This is a genomic window from Burkholderia sp. LMU1-1-1.1 (assembly GCF_040675865.1).
Classification (GTDB): Bacteria; Pseudomonadota; Gammaproteobacteria; order Burkholderiales; family Burkholderiaceae_D; genus Rugamonas.
Map to the genome: position 1 here is coordinate 24800 of NZ_JBEGHG010000006.1, position 25423 is coordinate 50222.

Below are 25423 nucleotides of genomic sequence, written 5' to 3' on the forward strand. Positions count from 1 at the left end.
GTGGCGCGCCCGAGCCGGCGCGGCACGGCTTGTCCTTCAATTCCTTGCTGCTGGAGTGCCATGTCTTCCACTTTTCATGATCGGCGAGCGTTCCTCGCCACCTCCGGCGCCCTGCTCGCCAGCGCCGCGCTGCCGGGCGCGGCGCTGGCGGTGCAAATAGCCGGGGCCCGAACCGCCCCCGCCGGCGGCCGCTTCGCCCCCTGGCGGCCGGGCATGCTCGACATTCACCACATTGCGACAGGCAGCGGCAATGCCGCCCTGTTTATCCTGCCCGATGGCACCAGCATGCTGATCGACGCCGGCGCCATCTACGACCGCGACCGTTTTGCGATCGCGCCCCTGCCTTCAGGCAAGCGCCGCCCGGGCGAGTGGATAGGCCGCTATGCAAAACGGCATTTGCGCGCCGCAGGCCGCGACGAGATCGACTATTTCGTCCTGAGCCATCTGCACCGCGACCACATGGGCGAATACGTCGCTGGCCTGCCGCGCTCGCGCCATGGCGATTATCGCCTGACCGGCATCACCGACGTGGCCGAGATCGTGCCGGTGCGCCGCATCATCGACCGCGCCTTCCCCGACTACGCGTTTCCCGCTCCGCTGACGGGCGCCAGCAACGAAAATTACATCGCCTTTGTGCGTGCCCAGCAGCGCCTCGGCGCCATCGTGCAGCGCTTCGCCCCCGGCTCCGGCAGCCAGATCGGCCTGCTGCGCAAGGCTGCCGACTACCCCTCCTTCGAGATCCGCAACCTGTATGCGAACGGCAAGTTGTGGACCGGACAGGGCGATTCGACACGCGATCTGTTTCCGCCCGAAGCGCTGCCGGCGGACGGCAAGCCGGCGGCAGCGCCGCCCACCGAAAACGAATGTTCGGTGGCCTTGCGCCTGCGCTACGGCAAGTTCAGCTATTACACCGGTGGCGATGTGTCGAACAACACCAATTTTGGCGCCGACCCTTGGCGGGATGTCGAGACCCCGATTGCCCTCGCGGCCGGCCATGTGGACGTGGTGGCGGCCAACCACCATGGCTATGTCGACAGCATGGGGCCGGAGGCGGTGAGGGCGCTCAGTCCCGGGAACTTCATCATCATGACCTGGGATTCGGCCCACCCTTCGATTCCGGCCCTGTTCAACATGCTGAGCAAGCGCCTGTATCCCGGCGAGCGCGGCGTGTACGCGACGGCGGTCAAGCCGGAGAACGAGGTTGCCACCAAGGATATCGCGAAATTGGCCAGCCGCAACGGGCACGTGGTGGTGCGGGTGGCGCCGGGCGGCGAGCAATATAGCATTGTCGTGCTGGACAGCTCTAGCGAAACGGACCGGGTATTGGCCGAACACGGGCCGTTCCAGTGTGGATGACGGCGCTGCGCGGCCGGGGTGTCGATTGTTGACGGTTGTGTGACAAGTGTCGCATAATGGTGGCATCTGTCACGAAGAGGCCGCCATGACCATCCCATCCATCACCGAACTGACCGTGCTCAAGGCGCTGTGGAAGCAGCAGCCGCTGAGCGCGCGCGAAATCCACCAGCACATAGAAGACGAGCTCGGCTGGTCCTTCTCGTCCACTCGCAAGACGCTCGAGCGCATGCTGGACAAGGGCTCGCTGCGCCAGCACACCGTGCACGGCGTGCAAGTCTATACGGCGGTGCTGGAAAAGGTCGGCACCCTGGCCGCGTTCGCGCGCGATTTCGGCCAGCGGGTGATGGAGATGGACGGGCCGCTGCCCGTGAATATGTTCACCGGCAGCAAGTTGGTCGACGATGACGAGCTGGCGCAACTCGAACAACTGCTGAAGGACTGGCCGGACGAACCGGACGCCGCGCCATGAGCTTCGACGACCTGCTGATTTACCGGTTCCTGCTGGCATGCGCCGGCTGCGTGGCCGCCGGCCTGGGCGTGTGGGCCCTGCTGGCGGTGCTGGGCCGGCGCCTGCCCGCGCTGGCGTCGCAACGGTCGGTCTGGCTGCTGGGCCAGGTCACCGTCGCTGCCGCCTTCCTGGTGGTGCTGCTGCCGCACAGCGAACGGCTGCGTGTGGTGCCGCAAATCGAATTGCCGAATCCGGCCATCGCTGCCGCGTCCGTCCCGGGAAAATCCACGCCCTCGACCGCCGCGACGGGCGCCGAGTGGAGCACGGATATGCGGCCGGCGGGGCGCTCCTGGCTGGCCGTCGGCGCCAGCGCCTGGCTGGTGGTGTATCTGTCCGGCCTGGGCTACGCCACGTTCCGGCTGTGGAAAGCCGGGCGATTCCTGCGCGGTTTGTCGGCCTCGGGCAGCAGCGTTCCCGGCACGTTGGCCGGCGCCGCCGAAGTGATCGAGGTGGACGCGCCGATTTCGCCGATGTTGTACGGTTTTTTCCGCGCCCGCCTGCTGCTGCCCAGGCATCTGTGCAGCTTCGATCCCCTGCAGCGGCAAATGATGATCGAGCACGAGGTGACGCATTTGCGCCGGCGCGACCTGCAATGGATGGGCGCGGGCCTGCTGCTGCAAACGCTGTTCTGGTTCAATCCCTTCATGCGGATGCTGCGCGGGCGGCTGTCGTGGGCGCAGGAGCTGGGCTGCGACCGCGATGTGCTGCGCGGCCGGCCGCCGGCCCAGCGCAAGGCCTACGCTGCGGCGCTGCTGGCGCAGTTGAAGATGCAAGGGGCCGGCGTCGAGACGGCGCTCGCCTTTGGCAGCGTCGGCGCGCGGCAGCTGGCCGCCCGCATCGGCTTGATACGCGCGCCGTCCGGCGCCGGGCGCTCGCTGTGGCTGCGGCTAGGGGCGTTGGCCGGATTGGCCGGCATCTTCCTCGTCACGCTGGCGTTTCAGCCGGCGCTGGCATGGCGCATCGATCCATTGTCGGCCGCCGCGGCGGCATCGCGCCAGCCGTTCAGCTGCCTGACGATGGCCGACGCGGCCAGCGGTGCGACCCTGGCGAACGAAGGCCGCTGCGACGAGCGCGTGACGCCGGCGTCGACGTTCAACATCGTGGTGAGCCTGATGGGCTATGACACCGGCATCCTGACCGACGCGCACACGCCGATGATGCCGTTCAAGGCCGGCTATACCGACTACAACGAGTCGTGGCGGCAGGACACCGATCCGACGCTGTGGTTCAAGAACTCGGTGCTGTGGTTCGCGCAGCAGGTGACGGCCGCCTTGGGCATGGAGCGCTTCAAGCGCTACATCGACGGCTTCGATTACGGCAACCGCGACCTCTCCGGCGACGCCGGCAAGGACAACGGCCTGTCGCTGTCGTGGGTCGGCTCGAGCCTGAAGATTTCGCCGGTCGAGCAGGTGGCCTTCCTGCGCAAGATGGTGCGGCGCGAGCTGCCGCTGTCGCCGCAGGCTTATGAGATGACGTCGCGGATCATGGCGCCGGTGACGCTGTCCAACGGCTGGACCGTCCAGGGGAAGACCGGGACTGCGTCGCCGGTGCGGGTGGAGGGCGACGGCGTCGGCGCGATGCAGTACGGCTGGTATGTCGGCTGGGCCAGCAAGGGCGGGCGCACCGTGGTGTTCGCGCATCTGGTGCTGGACCGCACGCAGGAGGGCGCCGGCGGACCCCGCGCCCGCGCCGCCATGCTGCGCGAGCTGCCTGCGCGCCTGGACAAGCTTTAACAACCAAAGGAATGACGATGCAAGGTATGAAACGTTTGATGCTGTCGGCGGTGTTTGCCGCAGGTTTGTTCGCAGCGCCTGCCATGGCCGAGAACTGGAACGATCCGCAGGATCCGTTCGCGGTGTTCGGCGACACCTATTACGTCGGCACGCGCGGCCTGAGCGCCGTGTTGATCACGTCGCCGCAGGGCCACATCCTGATCGACGGCGGTAGTCCCGAATCGGCGCCGATGATCGCGCAGCACATCCGCCAGCTGGGATTCAAACTGGAGGACGTCAAATTCATCCTCAACTCGCACGACCACTTCGACCACGCCGGCGGCATCAGCGAGTTGCAGAAACTGTCCGGGGCGACCGTGCTGGCCAGCGTGCAGGGCGAAAAGGTGCTGCGCAGCGGACAGCCGAGCAAGGGCGATCCGCAATACGGCGACCTGCCGGCGATGAAGCCCGTCGCCAATACGCGCGCCGTGGCCGATGGCGAAGTGGTCAAGCTCGGGCCGCTGGCGGTGACGGCGCGCTACACGCCGGGCCACACGCAGGGTGGTGTGAGCTGGACCTGGCGCTCGACCGAGAACGGCAAGGGCGCGGCTATGGTGTATGCGGACAGCCTGAACGCGTTCGCCGCCAAGCCGTTCCGCTACAGCGATTCCAAGTCGTATCCGACCGCGCTGGCCGATATAAAGAAATCGATCGCCACGGTGGCGGGGTTCGATTGCGATATCCTGATTTCGGCGCATCCCGGCGCCTCCGACCTGTTCGAGCGCCTGGCCAAACAGCCCAAACTGGGCAACGCGGCCTTTATCGACCGCCAGGCATGCCGCGCGTATGCGGAGGCGGGCACCGAGCGATTGAATAAAACGCTGGCGGCGGAGGCGGCGGGCAAATAGGGCAGGGGATAATGGGAATTGATAATCATTCTCATTATCTAGTAAAATGACGGCATCCTTTCAATTTGATGCCTTCTTGTCCACTCATGTCCCAGTTTCGCCTGATCCCGGTCTACCTCGCGCTGTGCGCCGCTTTTCCATCCGCCGCGCTGGCGCAGGAGACCGATGAAAAAATCCTGCAGACCGTCAAAGTGACGGCCGCGCGGGCCGACGGTTTCGTGCCGACGACGGTCGAAGCGGGCAGCTTCCGTGGCGCAGACATCATGGAAGTGCCGTCGACCGTCAACGTCGTCACGCGCGAAGTGCTGGAGCTGCAGGCGGCCGGCGGTTTGTACGACGCGCTGCGCAACACGGCCGGCGTCACGCGCCAGCAAAACGGCGGCGAGACCTGGGACCAGCTGGTCATACGCGGCATCGCGGTGGAAAACCGCACCAACTATCGCCTCAACGGTTCGCTGCCGATCATGAATTTCGGCCAGGTGCCGATGGAGGACAAGGAGCGTGTCGAAGTTTTGAAGGGCGCAACCGCCTTGTATTACGGCTTCACGTCGCCGGCCGGCGTGGTCAACTTCGTCACCAAGCGCGCCGGCGCCACGCCGGTGACCACGGTGGGCATGACGGTCGACCAGAACGGCACGGCGGTGGCCACCGCCGACGTCGCGCGCCGTTTCGGCGAGCAGCAGCAGGTCGGCGTGCGTATCAACGCCGCAGGCGGCACCCTGGGCAGCTATCTGGACGATGTTGGCAACGGCAACCGCCGCTTCATCTCGGCGGCGCTGGACTGGCGCGTCAATGCGCGCCTGCGCCTGGCGGCCGACCTGGAATACGACAAGCGCCGCGTCACCGAACAAGTGGGCATCACCCTGCCGACCGCCGTCAACGGCGTGATCACCCTGCCGGCGACCGTCGATCCGAAACGCCTGGTCGGTCCGGACTGGGCCAAATTCGAGACCGAGACCAAGAACGCGCTGTTGCGCGCCGACTATGCGCTGAGCGACAACTGGGCGCTGACCGTCGAAGGCGGCCACTCGGAAACGGCGCGCGACCGCGCGCTGCCGATCTTCCGCTTCACAAACAACGCCGCCATCGCCACCGGCGCCGGCCGCATCACCGGCAACCTGCAACACAGCGTGCTCGATTCGACCATGCTGCGCGCCGAGCTGGCGGGCACCGTGGCCACCGGCCCGGTCAAGCATGACGTCACCTTCGGCGTGAACCGAACCGACAAGGGACAGGACCCGATCTACCAGGCCACCTTCACGATCCCGTCGCAGAATTTGTACAATCCGACGCCGGTCACCAACTACACTGTCGGCGCCTATTCGACCACGCCGACCACCGCCGGCCTGGAGACGCGCGACTCGGGCGCCTACGCGATCGACCGCATGACCTTTTCGCCGAACTGGCAGGCCGTCGCCGGCGTGCGCAGCGTGAAGTACAAGAGCGACCAGGGCACCAATCATTATGACGTGAGCAAAACCACGCCGATGGCGGCGTTGATCTACAAATATACCGACGATCTGTCGTTCTATGTCTCCGGCTCCCAGGGCCTGGAGGAGGGCGAGACCGCGCCGACCGGCACCGCCAACGCCAATCAGCGCCTGGCGCCCGGCGTGAGCCGCCAGAAGGAACTGGGCGCGCGCTGGCGCATGCCGGGCGCCGGCGGCACCCTGGTGCAGGCTTCGCTGTTCGAGATCAACCGTCCGGGCTATTACACCAACACCGCCAACATCTATAGCGCCGATGGCGAGCAGCACTTCCGTGGCCTGGAGCTGTCCACCCAGGGCAGGTTGACGCCGCAATTGTCGTGGCAAACCTCGGCCCAGTTCATCGATCCGGAATTCCGCGACATCGGCGCCGCGTACAACGGCAAGCTGCCGGAAAACGCCGCCAAGCGCACCGCCAGCGCCTTCCTGTCGTATGAACTCGACGCGGTGCCGGGCCTGTCGTTCAACGGCGGCGCGTATTACACCGGCAGCCGTCCGGTCAACGATTTGAATCAGGCCTTCCTCGGCGGCGCCACCCTGTTCAGCGTCGGCGGCCGCTATGTGACGACGGTCATGGGCAAGCGCACCAGCGTGCAGCTCAATGTGGAAAACGCGGGCGGCAAGGAGTACTGGGCAGGCGCGGGCACGCGCCTGAGCTCGGGCGCGCCGCGTCTGATTAAACTCGGCGTGAAGGTCGATCTGTGAAAAAGCTCTGGTTCCAGCTGCACTGGTTTGTCGGCATCACCGCCGGCACGATCCTGATACTGATCGGGCTCACCGGCGCCATCCTCGCGTTCCGCGACGAGATACTGGACCTGTTGAATCCGGGCGTGATCCACGTGCCGGTGGAGCCGGCGGCGCCCGTGCTGGCGCCACCGCAAATCGCGCAGTCGGCCAAGCTGCTGCATCCCGAAGCGCGCATCACCGGCATCATCGTCTACACCGAGCCGGGAACCACCGCGCGCGTCACGATGGCGCCGGCGCCCGGCGCCGAGCATGGCGAGACGATTTATCTCAACCCGTACACCGGCGCGCTGCTGCCGCCGCTGCGCTACGACGACGCCTTCGAATGGGTGGAGTCGCTGCACCGCCACCTGCTGTTGCCGCGCGACGTAGGCCGCATCGTGCTGGGCATCCTGGCGATCTGCCTTTTGGGGTTGTCGCTCAGCGGCCTGTATCTGCGCTGGCCGCGCCGCGCGCTCGACTGGCGCACCTGGCTGACCTTCGACACGCGATTGAAAGGCCGCTCCTTCCTGTGGGGGCTGCACTCGGTGGCAGGCACCTGGGCGCTGGCCGCGTACGTGGTGTTCACGCTGACCGGTTTGTACTGGAGTTTCGACGTGGTGCGCGACACCGTCGACGGCTGGCTGGGCACCACCCGGCCGCCGCGCGTGGCGACCGCGCCGAAGACGAAAGGCGTCAAGCCGCCCAAGCCCGCCGAACAGGCCGACCTGAGCGCGAGCTGGGCCACCTTCCAGCAGGCCGCGCCCGACTGGAAGATGGCCTTCCTGCGGCCGCCGGAGCGCGCCACGCAGCCGATCCAGATCCTGTGGGTGGCCAACGACGCACCGCACGTGCGCGCGCGCGGCCGCATGTCGGTCAACCAGCAGACCGGCGCCATGATCAAGAACGAGCCGTATCGCGACATGGCGGTCGGCACGCGGGCGCAGTCGACCATTTATCCGCTGCATATGGGGACGTATTTCGGCTTGCCCGGTCGTCTGTTCATGTTCCTTACCAGTCTGGCGCTGCCGGGCTTCGCGATCACCGGGTGGATGCTTTACCTGAAACGCCGCCGCCAGAAGCGCATCGCGCAGGCCGAGCGCGCGCAGTTCGCCGCCGGCGCCGGTGTCGCCGATAGCGCGCTCGAGCCGGTGCTGATGGCCTACGCCAGCCAGACCGGCCAGGCCGAACGCCTGGCGCTGCAAAGCGCGGCGGCCCTGCAGAAGGCCGGCGTGCCGGTTCATGTGCATTCGCTGGAAAAACTGACGCCGCCGCAGCTGGTCAAATACCGGCGCGCGCTGTTCGTCGCCAGCAGCTTCGGCGAGGGCGAACCGCCGGACGGCGCGCGCCGCTTCAGCCGCCTGCTGCAGACGGCGGCGGAGGAGCTGGCGCACATGCAGTACGCGGTGCTGGCGCTGGGCGACCGCAACTACGTGCAGTTCTGCGGCTTCGGCCAGACGCTGGACCGGCGCCTGCGCGTGATGGGCGCCCGGCCGCTGCATCCGATGATCGAGGTCGATAACGGCGACGCCGGCGCCTTGGCCCGCTGGTCGCACACCTTGCGTGAGCTGATCGGCGGCGATGCGGCCGAGGTGTCGCTGTCGGCCGCCGCGACGGAGTCGGACTATACCAACTGGCGGCTGACGAAACGCGAACTGCTCAACCCCGGCAGCGTCGGCGATGGGCTCTACGAAATCACGCTGTGCGCCGGCGATGCCGAAGCCGCAGCCAACTGGCAGCCGGGCGCGCTGGTCGACATCTGGCCTGGCCACTACACGCCTGCCGGCGCCAGCGACGAGCAGCGCCGGGCCATCGCGCCGCGCCGCTACTCGCTTGCCTCGCTGCCGGCGGATGGCGGCATGCAACTGCTGGTGCGCCAGGTGAGACATGAACGGGGTCTTGGCCTGGCCTCCGGCTGGCTGACGGCGCAAGCGGCGCCTGGCGACGAGGTGCGCGTGCGACTGGTGGCCAATCCTTCGTTCGATGCGCATCCGCAGCCGCTGCCGGGCATTTACATCGGCAACGGTTCCGGCATGGCCGGTTTGCGTTCGCATCTGCGCGCGCGGGTGCGCGGCGGCATGCGCCGCAACTGGCTGATTTTCGGCGAGCGCCAGCGCGAGTTCGACAGCATCTGCGCCGACGAGATCCGCGATTACCGCGAGCGCGGTTTCCTGCCGGAGCTGGACCTGGTGTTCTCGCGCGACGTTTCCGGCGGCGAGTATGTGCAGGACCGCATGCGCACCAAAGCCGACACCTTGCGCGCCTGGATCGCCGAAGGCGCCGTGTTGTATATCTGCGGCAGCCTGCAAGGCATGGCGGGCGGCGTCGAGGCCGCGCTGGAGGAAATCATCGGCCGCGCCGCGCTCGACGATCTGATTGAGACGGGCCGCTATCGCCGCGATGTATACTGAGTGAACGCGGCCCGGTGTTCGCCGCCTTACATCGACTTCAACGACAGGTGGCCTATGCGCAGAACTCTTGTTTCCTTGATGTTGGCAGGTGTGACGATAAGCCCTATGGCGGCCGAGGAATGGGGCTACGCCAAGCCCTCCGACGCCGGCCTGAATCCGCGGTCGCTGGAAGCGATGGATGCGGCGGTGCGCAAGGGCGATTTCAAGCAGGTCACTAGCATCCTGATTGCCAGCGACGGTAAGCTGGTGTACGAAGCCTACTACGACGCCGAGGGCGAAGCCGCCCTGCGCAACACGCGCTCGGTGACCAAGAGCGTGACCGACATGCTGGTGGGGATCGCGATCGACAAGGGCAGCCTGTCAGGCGTGGAGGCGCCGGTGTTCGACTTCTTCCCCGAGCGGCAGCCGGTTCGCCATCCCGATCCGCGCAAAGCCAAGATCACCATCGAAGACTTGCTGAGCATGAGTTCCCTGCTCGAATGCGACGATCAAAACCAGTATTCGCGCGGGAACGAGGAAAGCATGTACCTGATCGAGGACTGGACCCAGTTCGCGCTGGACCTGCCGATCAAGGGCTTCCCCGCCTGGACGCCGAAACCGAAGGATTCCCCTTACGGCCGCAGTTTTTCCTACTGCACCGCCGGGCCGACGTTGATGGGGCCTTTGCTGGAAAAGGCCACCGGCGAAAAAGTCGACCATTTTGCGCAACGCACCCTGTTCAATCCACTGGGCATCAGCAAACTTCAGTGGCAGTACACGCCTGCGGGGACGGCGATGACCGGCGGCGGCCTGGCCTTGCGTAGCCGTGATCTGCTCAAGCTAGGCCAGCTCTATCTCGATGGCGGCGTGTGGCAGGGCAAACGCGTGATCTCGGAACAGTGGGTGAGGCAATCGACGGCGCCGCACGTGCGGGTCGATGACACTACCGATTATGGTTACTGGTGGTGGATCAAGAGCTACCCGCTGGAGGGCAAGACCTACCGCACGGTCATGATGCAGGGAAGCGGTGGGAACAAAGTGGTGATCATGCCGGAGCAGCGGCTGGTGGCGGTCATCACGACGACCAATTTCCAGGTCCGCTCGCCGCATGCGATCACCGACAAGCTGCTGACCGATTACGTCTTCAAGGCGTTACGTTGAGGAGCTGTTAATTTGTCAGGGAGTCCGCCATGCCGGCCCGCTAGTCGCCATCAAAGCGGCATCAGAAGGATTTCAGGGCAAGCTAGACTAAAAGACACGGAATTCCTGTTTCGCTTGCAGATAAAAAGCACCTCGAAAGCCCACGGTTTGGCCCCCGAGATGCGCAATCTTCTGGCGGATCCATATATAAATATCAGGGATATAGCCTCAAAATTGAAGTCATAAATCTTCGGCTAAAAGCTGATCGCCTGCCAACATGATCCGCCCCGATTCAATCGCAAGACTTCAATTCAAAAAGGCCTCGCGGCAAGATTTCACGTTCCTTTATAGGACTGGAATTTGTAAATGCAGATTGAAAGTAATACAAGTTAGAACCCAGTTGAGGCAAGAAAATGTGTGCCGGAGCCTCAATCGCGGTAGTAACGATCTCTGATTTGACGTTTAATTTGCTATCAAAAGAGAAAAATGAAGTCGAGGGAGCTTTTGACGCTTCATCAGTCGGATGCGGCTGACTTCCACTTTTTGGCTCCACGATCGGCAATAAATATGCGTCAGTATAGCCATTGCCCATGTCGAATTGAAACCAATAATTCAATCCCGTTTTTGGGGAGTGTATAAAAAATGCAAGATCGCTCAGAGCACCCGTGACGCGTCGAAAACCGGCAGTATATGTCTCATTGCCACGCATTTCATATTTTGCGGACTCCGGCAGACAAGCGGAAAAGCAAATGTTTGAAACACATATCAACGCGACACCAAACAACAAGCGTTTTTTCATTATAAAATTCCGATACTATAAAGATATGAGAAAGTACGGCATTTTTTTGGCTGACAGATTTCAGCTATAAAAGTCGTTAGAATTAGTCATGATCATCGTCACGCTAGGGGTTCTCTCCGGCGAGGCAAAGCCGTACGTATTGTCATTCCACAGCAGATCATAAAAACCCGAGTAATGCTGACCACCAGCGTTAAACGACATATTTCCGGAAGAAACCACCGGGTTAAAACTGGTGGTTCGCCAGATAGCTACGCCGGGCGATGAAGCACTAGGGGTAGCTCCAACTCCGTCATGATGCTTAAGATACATGTACTCGTTTTTGGTTATCGAAGCCGGAATATTTTGATTCTGTGCCGGATCAGAAAACCATTGGCTATATTTCGTGATTTCCCGAAACATCGCTTGAATTTGATTTGATGGATCGTTTTTGGCGCCCAGGTCAGAATAATAAGTCTTCCAGTTCGGATCGGTATATTGGAATAAACCGGTCGCCGTCGATGTGGGATTTGCTGCATTTGGATCGAACCTGGATTCGATATATGCCACCTTTACCGCGTAGGCGATATCGGAGTTACTAAAACCATGAGTCGTGCCAAAACTAACAATTTGCTGCTCGACAGCTTTTTGGCTTGCATTAAGATCGGTGGGCATGGAAATCCTTTAAAAAAAATGAGAAAATAAAAAAACCTGTTTTGCTTTCTCTGGACAAAACAGTAAAATTATCTATCTTTTAGCCCGTGAGCAAAAGTTTTAACAATAGGTGAAATAAGGAAGTCAATAATTTTTCGTTTGTCGGTCTTAATATCCGCGACCACAGTCATGCCGGATAAGAGCGGCAGTTGACTCCCATCCCTCTTTATAAATAGAGCCAAAGGCCGAATCTTAATCCGGTACAAAACGCCGGATTTTGTCGGCACGTTTTTGCTCTTCTTCTGGTCAGCGCCATCTGTCGGGCTATAATTCATATCTTCAGAATCAGGACTGATCTGAATCACCGTTCCCTTTATCGATCCGTATCTATGCGATGGATATCCATCTACTTTAATTTCAACCTCCTGATTTACTTCCACAAAGCCAATATCCTCATTAGGAAGCGAGGCCTCCACAATTAGATCCGCCATTGATGGAACAATTGACGCAACAGGCTGTCCAGGTCCCAGCACTGCGCCTATGGCAGAAATATTAACGTTTTGCAATATTCCATCGACTGGGGAACGTAGCTCCCGCTGTAAGACAAGCTGCCCCAACTTGATGAACTCTGCGTCTAGCTGGACCAATTCGTTACGTTTTTGCGACACCTCAGCTAGAATTCCACCACGCCATTCCTCAGAAAGTTGCACTATGCGCTGTTCCGCAGTTCTAACTTCCTCCTGTGCCTCAACGACCCTATTAGTTCCAGATTGGACGTCATTTTCAGCTTCTACAAGCGAGTCCTTTAGTCGTAAATAATCGAACTTAGGCATCACTTCGCCTATGTATGGTCTTACCTTTTCCTCGCGTTCGCGAATTGTCTCCAATAACTTGTGTGACTTTCGCAACGCATCCTCAGCTGCATTGAAAGCAATTTTTTTTGAGTGAACCAAGTTCTTGGCTTCTGTAATCCGGGAGGAATGCATATTGTCCCGCGTAGAACGTAGCGCCTCCTGCAGCAAACGTTGAGATGCAGAAATATCCAGCCCGCGATAATCAGCCGGCCCGCCGGACATCTCCGCTTCCAATCGTTTTACCTCGATTTTATTTAAATTTATTCTATCGGTAACGTTGTTTAAATTGGTTTGATTAATAAGAGGATCTAGCTTCATCAATATTTGGCCTTTCAAAACATGCTGGCCCTCAGACATTGATATAGCGGAAACTACACCTGCATCAACGGATTGCACAAACTTTACTCGCCCCGATGGCACCAAACGTCCCTGGGCTTGAGCATAGACATCGATGGTTCCTATAAAAGACCAAGCTATTAAAAAAATCGCGCTGCCTGCAATTATCAACGCCAACCGTCTGGCTGCCGGGGAAGGCGGGGTCTCTTGAATACGGATCGTGGCAGGAAGAAAGCTCAATTCTGCACGAGACAAGCTATTTTCTCTATTTTTCATTTTTTAGCAAGTTCATAATAAAACCTTTATTTTTAATTAACCAACGAGATATTTTTATTTCCCGCGTCATTTGAAGTTTCCTGATGGAAAAATAGACTGTGGTAGTGGCCTTTTAATGCGATTAGATCCGTGTGGCTCCCACTCTCCACAATAGCGCCGCTGTCCAGAACGTAGATAACATCAGCACTTCGGATAGTCGAAAGCCGATGTGCGATAATAAACACTGTCCGACCCTGGCAAATTTCCGTTAAATTTCTCTGAATAATGCTTTCCGACTCGCTATCCAAAGCGCTGGTAGCCTCATCGAAAATCAATACGCGTGGGTCCGTAATGAGAGCTCGGGCTATTGCAATTCGTTGGCGTTGTCCGCCAGATAGAGCAGTCCCCCGTTCGCCCGTTTCGGTGTTATAGGCATGCGGCATAGCGCAAATGAATCCATGCGCGCCGGCTAGCTCTGCGGCGCGAACAATTTCCGCTTGGGTCGCCGATGGTTTTTGGATTGCAATATTCTCAGCAATAGAGCCAGAAAATAAGTGATTATCTTGCAAGACCACACCGATTTGTGACCGCAACCAAGTTGGATCGCGTGAATATAGATCGATCCCATCTATCAAAATTGATCCGGATTCTGGACGATAAAGCTGCTGCATTAACTTTGATAGCGTACTCTTACCGGATCCGCTTCGGCCCACAATTCCAATTTTCTGGCCTGAATTCACCTTGAACGACAAGCTATTCAAGACGGCTGGAAGCTTTGGACCATACCGGTAAACGACGCCAGAAAACTCAATATTTCCCAACAGGGACTTTTCTGAGGCGTTCACGACGCTTGCCGAGGTCTCTACCTTGGCGTTCATAATATCCCCCAGCCTATCGATTGATATTTTCACATTATTTAACTCTTGCCATACCTGTACCAGCCGAACCACCGGTTGAATTACTCTGGCGGCGAGCATTTGAAAGGCGATCAGCTCACCGACGGTCAGATCACCTTGAATCACTAAGCTTGCTCCGTTCCAAAGTATCGCTAGAGTGGTAAACCTCTGTATCAGCTGGCCCATTGAAACAAACATGGAGTTCATGTTTGACGAACTAAACGATGCTGAAGCATGCTTAGCCAACATACCTGACCATTTAGACCTGATATTCGGTTCAACGGCCAAGGATTTTACCGTCTGTATGCCGGTGACGACTTCGACGAGAAATGACTGGCTGTGGGACGAGCAATCATGAAGTTGTTTTAAAAACTTTTCCATTCTCGGTCTGGCAAAAATCGTGATACCTACGAAAAATGGAAGTGTAGATACCACGACCAAGGTCAGCTGAACACTGTACGAAATTAATGCCAGTAAAAAAAATCCAATGAAAATGGTATCGATCATTATTCCAGAAGAGGCACCAGTTAGAAACTGCCGAATACTATCCATCTCTCTTATGTGGGAAACGGTATCACCGACGCGGCGCCGCTCGAAGTATTTCAATGGAAGCCCGAGTAGATGATCAAAGACTTTCGCTCCCAAAAGCACGTCAATACGCGTCCCGGTATGCGCGGTAAAATATCCTTGCAAGCCAGCTAATATCGACTCAAAAATAATGATTGCCGCCATGCCTAGACCTAAAACATGCAGCGTGGCCATATTTTGATGCACCACGACCTTGTCGAAGATGACTTGAGTTAATATCGGCGTGGCAAAAGCAAACACCTGGACAAAAAACGCCGCAATAAGAATTTCTATAAATATACGCCGGTGTTGCAAAATAGGCTCACGAAACCAGCCAAGGCCGAATTTTTGATTCGTATTTACGTCGGAATTTTCGAATTTAAGTAATATGACTTTTCCAGTCCAGCTTTCTTCTAACGCAGCTTGATCGAGTATCCTCGGGACCTCAGGAGAACGCGGATCGTGAATCGCGATTTGGGACATAAATTGTTGTATGATCACAAAGTATGTTCCGTCTAAAAATTGTCCTATTGCAGGTAATGGGGCTTTACGAAGCCGGGGCCATGAGAATTTCGATTCCTTACCACGGATGTTTAACAGCTGCGCAGCGACAAGTATTTCTTCGCTCCCCAATGAGCTATAGTCGAGTCCAGCCGAGCGAACCAGACTATATGGGTCTGCGCAGACGTTGTGAAGGCTTGCGGCGAAACACAGACACTCCATGGCACCAAACGGAATTTGTTGTCCAGGCGAGCCAATATCGGGCGCGGATTGAACAACCTGTGGATCGCTACGTGAGCGTGAATGCATGCTTGTTTTCACTTTATGAAAATAATTAATCCGGATATTTTTATATATAAAATATAATAAACCCGGGTGATATCGGAACTTTGGTCCTATTTCAAAATCATTTTTATTTAATTTCAGTCAAAAAATCGATTGTTTTTCAATACTCGTGTGACACTTGAGTAGCTTGGATCCACAACTCCTAGGGCTGAGGCGAGGTCACTTAAATCGTGAATTAAATTATCGCCGTTGAAATAGCTGTGATCGACGCAATAAATGTCTTCATCCTTTTCGACCAGACTTATGTAAATTCGATTTTGTACATGGAATCCCCGGTTTTTATCAATATGGAAAACCGTGAGCGCGTTTGTGACGCAAAAGTGTTCGGCCAACTCAAAGCCCCACTCCGTTAATACAGCTCGCATTGCGCTAGCTAGCAAAATGAGATTTGCCTGTACATTCCGATACAGATCTTCCTGTGATTTTCTTGGATAAATAGAATTTTTTGGAAAATTCAATATTGGCGGTTTGCTGGATTTTTTAGCTACGCTAACGAAATATGTTTGGCATCTTTTTTTTCCAAATGAAGGCGTTTTTCCGAAAAAGTAATCGACATGATCTCGGTCGTGGCTGAACTCGTGGAACAGCGCCGCATTTGTAATGTCCACAAAGAATTTTGTGTTCTTCCCATATCGGTTAATGAACGCCCCCGTCACATCTTTTATTGCCCACAATTTTCCCGCAGCGCGGTTGACAGCTTCGAAGATGATTAATGGATCTTCAAAATAACGGTGTCTGACGTCCTCTAATAACGTATCCCAAGTTGAATTTTTCGTGACCTCAATCGATACGACCACGTCGGAAAATTGACAGGCTTCAGCATGCCAGTCATTTAATCTTTCCTTTAAAGCAAAAATTAATATCGGTCGTTTCAAGGCCCCAGAAATTTCCAAAACTGAAGTGAGATGGTTTGTCCCTGCTTGGTGAAACTGACAGAAAATCTGCGAGAATGAAATTGATTTATGAACCATTGAACCGCAATTTTCTTCGCCTAATGAAACGTCATGATTACTGATCCTCATGCCGGACTTGTCTGCGACGAAAAATTCTGACTCTAAAAATAGATCGATATTGGTTAATTTTGTTGAATATTCGTAAAAAGCATTTATGCCCGGGTTCTTATTTAGGATTTCTGAATACACTTTGTACTCGACACCTTTGCCAAAATGTTCTTCTCGCAGCGCTTCGGCGCTGACGTAGTTGGAGAATTCTTGCAGATATTTAAAGTGCAGGGTGGCACATGATGTGGAGGAAAAGGTGACACCATCGATGTAGTGAGCACCTTGCAACAGGTGGGTGCCGGGTAAGTTATGGAAGAACGTGATTTTATTGAGACATGGTTCAATCTGAAATATTCTTTTTCGCATTCCCCCTTTGCTATGTATTGGATGGAGTCCCCGCAGGGGGTGATGCAAGTTATCGGTGTCGCGGATAGGGTCAAAATATTGACAAATATTGAGTGGATGCTGATTCGGATCTATTGAATTCGCGCTCAATGCGTTCTTTGAGTACATATCCACTAAAATTGACGAAACCGCTGTCGATCCCTCCGCTGTCAATTGAGCCGCGAACTCGCCCAGCTTCATGTTTTGGCACTTTGGATATACGAAATATTCATCCAGATCCGCGACCACGCACCAGTTACCTACGCAAATTTTGAGCAGTTCTCGAATCCAGTCATGTCCACAATTGGCCATGCCATAGGACTGACTGGTGGTCCAAAGGTAGACGTCTGGCTGGGCCTTAAGTAACTGTCGAGATTCGTCGGTGGAGTTGTTGTCGACGAGGCAAAAGCGAGTAACCCCAAGAGACCGGTAATGCGCCAAAAAAGACGGCAGACGTATTATCTCATTTCGCCCAACGCCAATTAGGATGATATCCCTTTTTGATATTGACACTGGCAGGTTTGGATTGACTAAATTCAGCAAAAAAGTTGTCCCAAATTATTTTAGAAAAATCAAAAAATTTATTCAGCTGTTTATCTACCTATGCTAGAAAAATCTTTTTAGGGTAATTTGTTTGTTAATAAGACCATGCGATTTGTATTTCGAAAAATTAACTAAATCATATTTTTCAAAGACATTATTTTTTAGATCCTGATAAATGTTTTCGAAGTGACCAAAGGGTGCCAATAAATCGATGACCCAGAGTGACGAACCTTCGTTCCATTCGCTCAGATGTAATTTTCTATCCGCGCCGATTTTCAATCGCTCATGAACTTCGACCGATAAGAATGCCCAGATAGCGTACCCAATTGGTAATCCCATATCGCTGAAATAAATTTTCACGTTTCCATGCGCGATAGCGGGCATCACGACGTCACTTAGATAGTTCAAACGGACGTGTCGATGCGATGCCGCAGCCAGCATGACTTGGCAAATATTTCCGCAGGCTGCGGCTTTCATCTGGCACGTCTCTGAAGCCGGGTTATTAACGGTCAAGGTACTGAGCATGGCTTTTAAATAGTTCCATTTGATTTTGCGTAAGCAATGATACGCCGGGATTAAAAGCCAAATTGCGCAGCTTGATCGGCCTGTTATTTTTGGTAAGACCGTGTACCGAATCTACCTTAACGTTTTTGAACCAAGCGTCCAGGTCAATTACTCCTGAAACAGGCTCTGCGAGTTGAGTGACAGCGAGGCCAACGATATTTTGTACGTATTTTGCTATTGGACGACCCTTTGCTATCGTATCGCTAATGCTATTTTCAAAATTGGTGCGGTACAGGTCAGTAAAAGGTACGTTACGGCGAAGCGCGTTCAACATCAGATAGGTCTCACCATGATTTTTTTCTTTATCTCCCACTCCGAAAAGATATGCCTCTTTCAGTCCACAATAAGATGTGCAAAATTCTATGCGCAATTTGTCATCTGAGATGCAGGACTTGGTAACTGCAAGCATTTGCTCCAAGGTCGAGCAGAGTGCGGCCAATATCAGAATAAAATTCAGATGGATATCGCCCATGCTGGCTGGCATTTTCCAAGCGCTAGGGTAGTCCAATTTAAACTGTTTGAATCTGGCGGCCTTCAGGACGCTATTTATGGTTCTGCCAAATCTCTCTACTAGATGTCGATCAATGCGCTCCAAAGATTCCTCGGGCACGCCGGTCAGCTTTAACATTTCAATATTCAGGCGGTTGCCATATTGAACTTCATAATTTTTAACTAATTCGTTGCTTGTTATAAGACGCTCGGCTGTTGATTTTGTAGAGTATTTACATATATAAAAAATAAGCTCGTCTAGCCATTGATTTATTGATTTATATTCAGCTGACATGTCCGGTGATAAGTTCGTCCCGAACTTTATTTTTCCGTAATCGGATACGGTTGAAATTGTGCCAAAGTCTATCCAGCGGCCGTCGATTCCGATATTGGAAGGAGTGATAGTTCCATGCATTATCCTTTTTGCACGTGCCGCCGCAAATTGGAAGGAAAACCTGCGGCACATCTCAGATAATAGATCGTTTATTCTATTCGCCCGATGTCTCTCGTCTTCCACTGTAGTCGGGCTGGTATGTGGAATCGGATACATGCTGTTTATCGCCTGACTGGTGCGTGCGGCGTCGCAAGGATAAATGCCCTCTTCGCTAAGCGAGGTACCGTAGAAAATTGACCTCATGTAGTGCGCGGGACGCAAAGTAAAATCTCTTAGGATAAGAACACGCTGTGCTACCTTCTCGCCTGTGAAATTTCTATAAGGAACCGTTGAACCTGTCGTAATGATTGCTTTCACCCTGGTTGCGCCAAATGGCAAGGCAATATCACAGACCTCCCCCCATATAGCCTCTTGGATTCCTTCTTCGAGGGCGGCGCCTCCGTACGTGTGCCAAAAGTCCTGGGGATGGCCTGCCAGAGGATTTTTTCCAACTCCCTTTATTTGCATAGAGCCATACAGCCCACATCTTACCCCTCCACCATTCACACCAACGCCCCATCCACCATATCGCTCGGCTAGGAGCTCCCGCTGCTTTGCGCGATAAACATTTTTACATTCGCTAGGCATGGGAATGCAATATGCAAATTCGCGCCAAGAGGATTTTTCAGCGACTGAAAGGCAAGGGCCTGCCCATTTTAATTTTGGATTGGCTAGCTTCTTGGCTGTGAATTCCACAAACGATGAAGCAGGTAGCGTTAATGCTAAAAGGTTCGGTTGTACACTCGTTCTATTATCCGCGCGCATTGTTTTTTTTGAGATTCTTATTGACAGCGATTTTAAAAAATTGCCACGTTCGATGGTCATGATTATTTAATGGATCGCGGTACGCGCAACAGTGAATAAAATCATGCATTAATTATTTACATATTTTTTACGGTGATTGCTATGTGAAAGTCTCTCCACCGACGTATGTTATCGAGCCGACCTCTTTTAATTGTCACCAATTGTCACTATTACTTATCCGTAATGTATCGACGCAGATACAATTTTGGACTTGCTGAAAGGAAGGGAGGGTGGGGGCGCCGGCCAGTAGTCCGATTTCTTTTGTCGGTTGTTTGCTTGCGCAATCGGGATAGACGGCATCCGTCATCAGACGACTTCGTCCGATTGGATTGATATTGATCAGGACTAAAAGTTGGATTGGCTATTATCGAGCCGGGGCGCCGTCAAAGCGCGGTCTCGTAGCCCTCGAGGACGTTGACGACGTTGGTGCCCAGCTCCTTAACCGCGTAGCCGCCTTCGAAGATGAAGGCGGTCGGCAAATTCAGATAGGCGAGGCGCTCGCCCACCTTCAGATAATCCGCGCTTTGCAGCGCGAAGCGCGACAGCGGATCGCCCGCGAACGTGTCCACGCCCAGCGACACCACCAGCGCGTCCGGCGCGAAGCCGCCGATGCGGATGCAGGCCGTTTCCAGGGCCGTGAACCACGCCTTGACCGAGCTGCCGGCCGCCAGCGGCAAATTCATATTGAAACCCTGTCCGGCGCCTTCGCCACGTTCATCCGCATGCCCCAGGTAAAACGGATACTCGCTGCGCGGATCGGCGTGGATGGACACGAACAACACGTCGTCGCGCCCGTAAAAGATGCTCTGCGTGCCGTTGCCGTGGTGGTAGTCGATGTCGATGATGGCGACCTTTTTCGCGCCGTCGTCGAGCATGTGCTGCGCTGCCAGCGCGGCGTTGTTCAGGAAGCAGTAGCCGCCGAAGAAATCGGCGCCGGCGTGGTGGCCCGGCGGGCGGCTGAGCACAAAGGCGCCGCGCTCCCCCAGCCGCAGCGCGTGCGCGGCGTTGACCGCGCAGTCGGCGCCGGTCTTGGCGGCGGTCCAGGTGCCGGCCGTCAGCGGGGTGCCGCTGTCCATCGAGTACAAACCGAGTTTGGCGCAGAAGTTATCCGGCTCGATGTCGTCGCGCAGCGTGCGCACCGGCCAGACGGCGGGGAAGGCGTCCTTCTGCGCGTTGGCCGGGTCGAGCGCCAGCCATTCGCTCCACGCGGTGCGCAGGAAGTGCAGGTAGCGCGGCGTGTGGATGCGCTCCAGCGACATCAATGGCACGCCGTGCGGCGTGACGATGCGGCCAAGGCCGCGCCGGCCCAGCTCCGCCAGCACCGAGTCGGCCCGCTCCGGTTTTTCGAAGCACGGCACCATCTCGCCACGAAAAATCTCGTAGCGTCCCCGGTGCTGGGCATGCAGCTCGTTGTAGAAGGTGAGCACGGGCGTCCCGATGGGTTGTGGTTAGTCGCAGTCGATACTGGAGTGGCACAGGTTGCTGGCGCGGTAGGCGGCGACGTAGTCGTCGAAGCTGGTTTGCGGGGCGGCTTCCATCTCTGCCTGCTCGGCCAGCGAGACGGCGGCCAGGCCGTCGAAATACGCCGCTTCGTCGGCGCCCGGCGGATGGCTGCGGAAGTAGGCGGCGTGCTTTTCGCTTTGCGCCAGGCCGAAGGCGGCGAACGACTTGCCGTTGGCTTGCAGGGCCGCCAGCACCTTGGCCGACGGCGTGAGGCTGGCGTCGGCCAGCTTGGCCGCTTGCGACGCCATCGCGTCGGCATGCGCGCTGTCGCCGCGCAGCGAGTCGAGCAACTCGGCGGCCGGGCGGATACGTTCGAGCAGTTCGGCACCCCAGCTTTGCAGGCCGATGTCGCCGTCGTCGTTGGTCAAGGTCAGGCCCGGACGGCGGCCTTCCTTGACGGTGCGGGAGAAGTTGCGGGTGTGGCGCAGGCTTTCCTCGGGCGAGATCCGCGGGCTTTCCTCCAGCGCGCAGAACAGCAGGAAGGCGTCCAGGAAGCGGCCCGCTTCGACGCTGATGCCGACCGGTTCGAACGGGTCGACGTCCATGCAGCGCACCTCGATGTACTGGACGCCGCGCGCGCACAGCGCCTGGATCGGCCGTTCGCCGGTCTGGATCACGCGCTTGGGGCGGATGGTGGAGTAGTACTCGTTTTCGATCTGCAGCACGTTGGTGCTGAGCTGTATCCATTCGCCATCGCGCTTGGTGCCCAGCTCCGCATAAGGCGCGTAGGGCTGGTTGACGGCCTTGGTCAGCGCGGCGACGTAACTGTCCAAACAGTTCTCGTGCGGGCTCAGGCCCGATTGCGCGTCGTTCTGGTAACCGAGGTCGCTCATGCGCAGGCTGGTGGCGTAGGGCAGGTACAGCGTGTCCTCGGACAGCGTTTCGAGCTTGTGCGGACGCCCGCGCAGGAAACCGGTCGACAGCACCGGCGAGGCGCCGAACAGGTACATCAGCAGCCAGCTATAGCGGCGGAAGTTGCGGATGGTCGCGAGGTAGGCTTCCGACTGGTAGCCCTTTTTCGACAGGCGCTTTTCCGCGGGTTCGTTCTCCGCCAGCACGCGCCACAGGCGTTCGTCCAGCGAGTAGTTGTAGTGGATGCCGGCGATGCACTGCATCGCTTTACCGTAGCGCAGCGCCAGGCCGCGGCGGTATACATGTTTGAGCGTGCCCAGATTGGAGCTGCCGTACCAGGCGATCTCGATGTCTTCCTCGCCGGGCAGCTGGCATGGCATCGACTGGCTCCACAGCAGTTCGTCGCCCGATTTGCTGTAGGCGTAGCGGTGGATGCCATCGAGCTTTTCGATGGTGGTGGCGATGTCCTTTTCGGCCGGCGTGATGAACTCCAGCAGCGCCTCGGCGTAGTCGGTGGTGATTTGCGGATGCGTCAGGGCCGAGCCCATGGCCACTGGATGCGGAGTGGCGGCCAGGTGGCCGTGCCGGTCAACCCGCAGCGTTTCGCGCTCGATGCCACGCAAGCCGCCGAGCACCGCGCGGTGCTCTGGCTTGGCCAGCAGTGCCAGGCGGCGAGTCAGTAGATTGGACAATTGGATCTTCCTTTCGTGTTGCATCAAACAAACTGTGAGGTGCGAGATTAACCGAAAACGGGCAAACGCGTCGGCGAAGCCAAAAGTTGGCCGGGCCGGTGATACGGTTACACGTAGGGCGGATTAGGCGGAACGCCGTAATCGGCCATGCATGCGCCGCCATCAATATGTCGCTTGCTAGTTTAACAAATAGTTCGGGGAGCGGCGCAAAGCCACGATACCTCAGGGGAGGGACGCTTGTCAGTGCGTCCGCGCACCGGTCACGCGCTCGATGCCGGCCAAGTCGGTCCAGCTTTGCACATCGGTGTAACCTTGTTCGGATAATAACTGTCGCACGGCGGCCGACTGGTCGTAGCCGTGTTCCATCAGCAGCCAGCCCCCGGGCTTGAGGCGCGCGACGGCCCCCGCGACGATGATGCGCAGCGCCGACAAGCCATCCGCATGGTCGGTCAGCGCGCCCACCGGTTCGAAGCGCAAATCCCCCTCGGACAGATGGCGGTCGCCGCTGGCGATGTACGGCGGGTTGGAGGCGATGACGTCGAACGGCGGCAGGCCGTCCAGCGCCGCGTACCAGTCGCTTTGCAGGAAGGCGACGCGGGCGCCGTTGGCGGCGGCGTTGCGGCGCGCCACGGCCAGCGCCTCGCCGCTGACATCGAGGGCGGTGACGTCGGCGTCGCGCCGCGTATGGGCCAGGGCGACGGCGATGGCGCCGCTGCCGGTGCCCATGTCGAGCACCCGGCCCGATGGCGGCAGGCGCTCCAGCGTCAGCTCCACCAGCAGTTCGGTGTCGGGACGGGGTATCAGTACGGCGCCGCTGACCTCAAACGGCAGGCCGAAAAATTCGCGCTGGCCGACGATGTAGGCGATCGGCTCACCGTCCAGGCGGCGCTGGACCAGCGCGGCGAAGCGCCGCGCCTCGTCGGCGTCCAGCGCCCGCTCGGATTGGGTGATCAGGCCCACGCGGGTCAGTCCCAGCGCGTGGCACAGCAGGATGCGGTTATCCAGCGCGTCGAGCAGCGACTGCGTTTGCAGCCCGCCGACGGTGAGGCCGGCCCCGATGGCGCCGATACGGTCGATCATGCGCGCGGGCGGCGCAGCAGCGCCCACGCCAGCGCCAGCGCGAAGAAGGCGAACCAGATGAAGGACCACTGCGGAATCGACAGGCCGAACCACGGCGCCAGCGCGTCCTCGCACAGGCCGTCGGCCCTGAACAGGAAGGGCAGGTAGGTGGCGGTGGGGATCTTGTTGAGGAAGGTCTCCATCGGGTCGATGCCGCACGACAGGCCGGGGTTGGCCAGCACGTACAGGTGGTCGCCGGCGTAGTACAACCCGCCCAGCGCGGCCAGCAGGCCGACGCCGGCGCCGATTTTAGGCTTGCTGATGTAAGCGCCGATCAGCGATGCGAAGCCGATCGCCAGGAACAGGTAGCGCTGGATCACGCACAGCGGACAAGGCAGCATGTCGAGGCCATGCTGCAGATACAGCGCGACGGCGATCAAGCCAAAGCTGGCGAAGGCGATAAACAGCAGCAGGGAGCGGGACTGGTTCATGTTGTATCCGTTGTGGTGAGTCGCGTGATTTTCGCACATCACCGGCGGTCGGGTCTTAGACAGTTCTTAATCGCCCAGCGCCGCCAGCAACTCGGCCTGGTGTTCGGCCGCCAGCGCGTTGGTCAGCTCCGTCAGGTCGCCGTCCATGATGAAGTCCAGCTTGTACAAGGTCAGGTTGATGCGGTGGTCCGTCATGCGGCCCTGCGGGAAGTTGTACGTCCGAATCCGCTCGCTGCGGTCGCCGGAGCCGATCAGGCTCTTGCGGGTGGCCGCTTCCTTCGATTGCTGCTCGCGCAGCTGCACGTCCTTGATGCGCGCGGCCAGCACCTTCATCGCCTGCGCCTTGTTCTTGTGCTGCGAGCGGTCGTCCTGGCACTCGACCACGATCCCGGTCGGCAGGTGGGTCAGGCGCACGGCCGAATCGGTCTTGTTGATGTGCTGACCGCCGGCGCCGGAGGCGCGGAAGGTGTCGATGCGCAGGTCGGCCGGATTGATGTTGACGTCTTCGACTTCGTCGGCCTCCGGCATCACCGCCACGGTGCAGGCGGAGGTGTGGATGCGGCCCTGCGTTTCGGTGGCCGGCACGCGCTGCACGCGGTGGCCGCCGGATTCGAACTTCAGCTTCGCGTAGACGCCGTTGCCGACCAGGCGCACGATCACCTCGCGGTAGCCGCCCAGGTCCGACGCCGATTCCGACACTACTTCCACCTGCCAGCGATTGCGCTCGGCGAAGCGGGTGTACATGCGCAGCAGGTCGCCGGCGAACAAGGCCGATTCGTCGCCGCCGGTGCCGGCGCGGATTTCGAGGAAGATGTTGCGCTCGTCGTTGGCGTCTTTCGGCAGCAGCATTTTCTGCAGCTCGATTTCCAGTTCGGCCATGCGGGCCTTGGATGCTTCGATCTCGTCCTGTGCGAAGTCCTTCATCTCGGGATCGGACAGCATCTCCTGCGCGGCGACGCCGTCGCCGATCGCTTCCTGGTAGGCGTTGTACAGCGCGACCAGCGGACCGAGTTCGGCGTGCTCGCGCGTCATCTTGCGGTAGGCGTCCATGTTGCTGGTCGCGCCCTCGGACATCAGCAGTTCATCGAGTTCGACCAGGCGGTTGGCCAGTTGATCGAGTTTGGACAGCATGGATGGTTTCATAGCGTATTCGGTATTCTGTGAAGGGTGAAGCGGATGCCGCGTGGACGCGGCGCGGGTG

19 protein-coding genes are annotated in these 25423 nt (G+C 57.8%); 7 read left to right on the forward strand and 12 right to left on the reverse strand.

Annotated elements, in window-relative coordinates; translation table 11 throughout:
• The first annotated feature begins 60 nt into the window (after window positions 1–60).
• The 7 genes from MRBLMU1_RS06950 to MRBLMU1_RS06980 all read left to right on the forward strand — a co-directional run bounded on the left by MRBLMU1_RS06950 (window position 61) and on the right by MRBLMU1_RS06980 (window position 10245).
• Window positions 61–1356 carry a ComEC/Rec2 family competence protein gene (locus tag MRBLMU1_RS06950; RefSeq protein WP_363499017.1) on the forward strand — a complete coding sequence of 432 codons (1296 nt, stop codon included), beginning with the start codon at window positions 61–63 and terminating at the stop codon, window positions 1354–1356.
• An 85-nt stretch (window positions 1357–1441) separates the two neighbouring features.
• The gene (locus MRBLMU1_RS06955) at window positions 1442–1825 is read left to right on the forward strand and encodes a BlaI/MecI/CopY family transcriptional regulator (RefSeq protein ID WP_363499020.1); all 384 of its coding nucleotides are present in this window, start codon (window positions 1442–1444) and stop codon (window positions 1823–1825) included.
• Window positions 1822–3597 carry a class D beta-lactamase gene (gene blaOXA, locus MRBLMU1_RS06960; protein WP_363499023.1) on the forward strand — a complete coding sequence of 592 codons (1776 nt, stop codon included), beginning with the start codon at window positions 1822–1824 and terminating at the stop codon, window positions 3595–3597. Before MRBLMU1_RS06955 ends, blaOXA begins: the two co-directional genes overlap by 4 nt.
• A gap of 26 nt (window positions 3598–3623) precedes the next feature.
• Window positions 3624–4484, forward strand: coding sequence for a subclass B3 metallo-beta-lactamase (gene bla, locus MRBLMU1_RS06965; RefSeq protein ID WP_363499026.1), 861 nt, complete (start codon window positions 3624–3626; stop codon window positions 4482–4484).
• 86 nt (window positions 4485–4570) lie between these two features.
• On the forward strand, window positions 4571–6676 hold the full coding sequence (locus MRBLMU1_RS06970) for a TonB-dependent siderophore receptor (RefSeq protein ID WP_363499029.1): 2106 nt from the start codon (window positions 4571–4573) through the stop codon (window positions 6674–6676).
• Window positions 6673–9105, forward strand: coding sequence for a sulfite reductase flavoprotein subunit alpha (locus tag MRBLMU1_RS06975; protein WP_363499032.1), 2433 nt, complete (start codon window positions 6673–6675; stop codon window positions 9103–9105). Before MRBLMU1_RS06970 ends, MRBLMU1_RS06975 begins: the two co-directional genes overlap by 4 nt.
• Before the next feature lie 90 nt (window positions 9106–9195).
• Window positions 9196–10245, forward strand: coding sequence for a serine hydrolase domain-containing protein (locus MRBLMU1_RS06980; protein ID WP_363499035.1), 1050 nt, complete (start codon window positions 9196–9198; stop codon window positions 10243–10245).
• 271 nt (window positions 10246–10516) lie between these two features.
• Here the strand turns inward: MRBLMU1_RS06980 and MRBLMU1_RS06985 are convergent, their stop codons facing one another.
• From MRBLMU1_RS06985 to prfA, 12 genes are all read right to left on the reverse strand, one after another.
• The gene (locus tag MRBLMU1_RS06985) at window positions 10517–11023 is read right to left on the reverse strand and encodes a hypothetical protein (protein ID WP_363499038.1); all 507 of its coding nucleotides are present in this window, start codon (window positions 11021–11023) and stop codon (window positions 10517–10519) included.
• Between the two features lie 60 nt (window positions 11024–11083).
• Window positions 11084–11674 (reverse strand): phage tail tip lysozyme, encoded by a 591-nt coding sequence (locus tag MRBLMU1_RS06990; RefSeq protein WP_363499041.1) that lies wholly within the window; start codon window positions 11672–11674, stop codon window positions 11084–11086.
• 68 nt (window positions 11675–11742) lie between these two features.
• Entirely contained in the window at window positions 11743–13119 is a 1377-nt protein-coding gene (locus MRBLMU1_RS06995; RefSeq protein WP_363499044.1) for an HlyD family type I secretion periplasmic adaptor subunit, read from the reverse strand.
• Window positions 13120–13151: 32 nt separating this feature from the next.
• Window positions 13152–15371 carry a peptidase domain-containing ABC transporter gene (locus MRBLMU1_RS07000; RefSeq protein ID WP_363499047.1) on the reverse strand — a complete coding sequence of 740 codons (2220 nt, stop codon included), beginning with the start codon at window positions 15369–15371 and terminating at the stop codon, window positions 13152–13154.
• Window positions 15372–15484: 113 nt separating this feature from the next.
• On the reverse strand, window positions 15485–17335 hold the full coding sequence (locus MRBLMU1_RS07005; RefSeq protein WP_363499051.1) for a glycosyltransferase family 2 protein: 1851 nt from the start codon (window positions 17333–17335) through the stop codon (window positions 15485–15487).
• A gap of 63 nt (window positions 17336–17398) precedes the next feature.
• A complete protein-coding gene (locus MRBLMU1_RS07010; RefSeq protein WP_363499054.1) occupies window positions 17399–17860 on the reverse strand; it encodes a toxin-activating lysine-acyltransferase in 462 nt (153 codons plus the stop codon).
• Window positions 17838–19646: a hypothetical protein gene (locus MRBLMU1_RS07015; RefSeq protein ID WP_363499057.1), complete on the reverse strand. Its 1809-nt coding sequence runs from the start codon at window positions 19644–19646 to the stop codon at window positions 17838–17840. Before MRBLMU1_RS07015 ends, MRBLMU1_RS07010 begins: the two co-directional genes overlap by 23 nt.
• A 362-nt stretch (window positions 19647–20008) precedes the next feature.
• Window positions 20009–21052, reverse strand: coding sequence for a histone deacetylase family protein (locus MRBLMU1_RS07020; RefSeq protein WP_363499060.1), 1044 nt, complete (start codon window positions 21050–21052; stop codon window positions 20009–20011).
• Window positions 21053–21073: 21 nt separating this feature from the next.
• Window positions 21074–22672 carry a glutamate--cysteine ligase gene (gshA, locus tag MRBLMU1_RS07025; RefSeq protein ID WP_363499063.1) on the reverse strand — a complete coding sequence of 533 codons (1599 nt, stop codon included), beginning with the start codon at window positions 22670–22672 and terminating at the stop codon, window positions 21074–21076.
• Window positions 22673–22912: 240 nt separating this feature from the next.
• On the reverse strand, window positions 22913–23752 hold the full coding sequence (gene prmC, locus MRBLMU1_RS07030) for a peptide chain release factor N(5)-glutamine methyltransferase (RefSeq protein WP_363499422.1): 840 nt from the start codon (window positions 23750–23752) through the stop codon (window positions 22913–22915).
• Window positions 23749–24222: a disulfide bond formation protein B gene (locus MRBLMU1_RS07035; RefSeq protein ID WP_363499066.1), complete on the reverse strand. Its 474-nt coding sequence runs from the start codon at window positions 24220–24222 to the stop codon at window positions 23749–23751. The genes prmC and MRBLMU1_RS07035 overlap by 4 nt, the downstream gene beginning before the upstream one ends.
• Before the next feature lie 66 nt (window positions 24223–24288).
• The gene (gene prfA / locus MRBLMU1_RS07040; RefSeq protein ID WP_315220510.1) at window positions 24289–25365 is read right to left on the reverse strand and encodes a peptide chain release factor 1; all 1077 of its coding nucleotides are present in this window, start codon (window positions 25363–25365) and stop codon (window positions 24289–24291) included.
• Window positions 25366–25423: the final 58 nt, after the last annotated feature.

Bases quoted from the DNA above. Each gene is read 5' to 3' on its own strand.
- bla (WP_363499026.1), top strand. From the start codon at position 3,624: ATGAAACGTTTGATGCTGTCGGCGGTGTTTGCCGCAGGTTTGTTCGCA.
- MRBLMU1_RS07015 (WP_363499057.1), bottom strand. From the start codon at position 19,646: ATGACCATCGAACGTGGCAATTTTTTAAAATCGCTGTCAATAAGAATC.
- MRBLMU1_RS06995 (WP_363499044.1), bottom strand. From the start codon at position 13,119: ATGAAAAATAGAGAAAATAGCTTGTCTCGTGCAGAATTGAGCTTTCTT.
- MRBLMU1_RS07035 (WP_363499066.1), bottom strand. From the start codon at position 24,222: ATGAACCAGTCCCGCTCCCTGCTGCTGTTTATCGCCTTCGCCAGCTTT.
- MRBLMU1_RS07000 (WP_363499047.1), bottom strand. From the start codon at position 15,371: ATGCATTCACGCTCACGTAGCGATCCACAGGTTGTTCAATCCGCGCCC.
- MRBLMU1_RS06970 (WP_363499029.1), top strand. From the start codon at position 4,571: ATGTCCCAGTTTCGCCTGATCCCGGTCTACCTCGCGCTGTGCGCCGCT.
- prmC (WP_363499422.1), bottom strand. From the start codon at position 23,752: ATGATCGACCGTATCGGCGCCATCGGGGCCGGCCTCACCGTCGGCGGG.
- MRBLMU1_RS06955 (WP_363499020.1), top strand. From the start codon at position 1,442: ATGACCATCCCATCCATCACCGAACTGACCGTGCTCAAGGCGCTGTGG.
- MRBLMU1_RS07010 (WP_363499054.1), bottom strand. From the start codon at position 17,860: ATGCTCAGTACCTTGACCGTTAATAACCCGGCTTCAGAGACGTGCCAG.
- blaOXA (WP_363499023.1), top strand. From the start codon at position 1,822: ATGAGCTTCGACGACCTGCTGATTTACCGGTTCCTGCTGGCATGCGCC.
- prfA (WP_315220510.1), bottom strand. From the start codon at position 25,365: ATGAAACCATCCATGCTGTCCAAACTCGATCAACTGGCCAACCGCCTG.
- MRBLMU1_RS06950 (WP_363499017.1), top strand. From the start codon at position 61: ATGTCTTCCACTTTTCATGATCGGCGAGCGTTCCTCGCCACCTCCGGC.
- MRBLMU1_RS06990 (WP_363499041.1), bottom strand. From the start codon at position 11,674: ATGCCCACCGATCTTAATGCAAGCCAAAAAGCTGTCGAGCAGCAAATT.
- MRBLMU1_RS06985 (WP_363499038.1), bottom strand. From the start codon at position 11,023: ATGAAAAAACGCTTGTTGTTTGGTGTCGCGTTGATATGTGTTTCAAAC.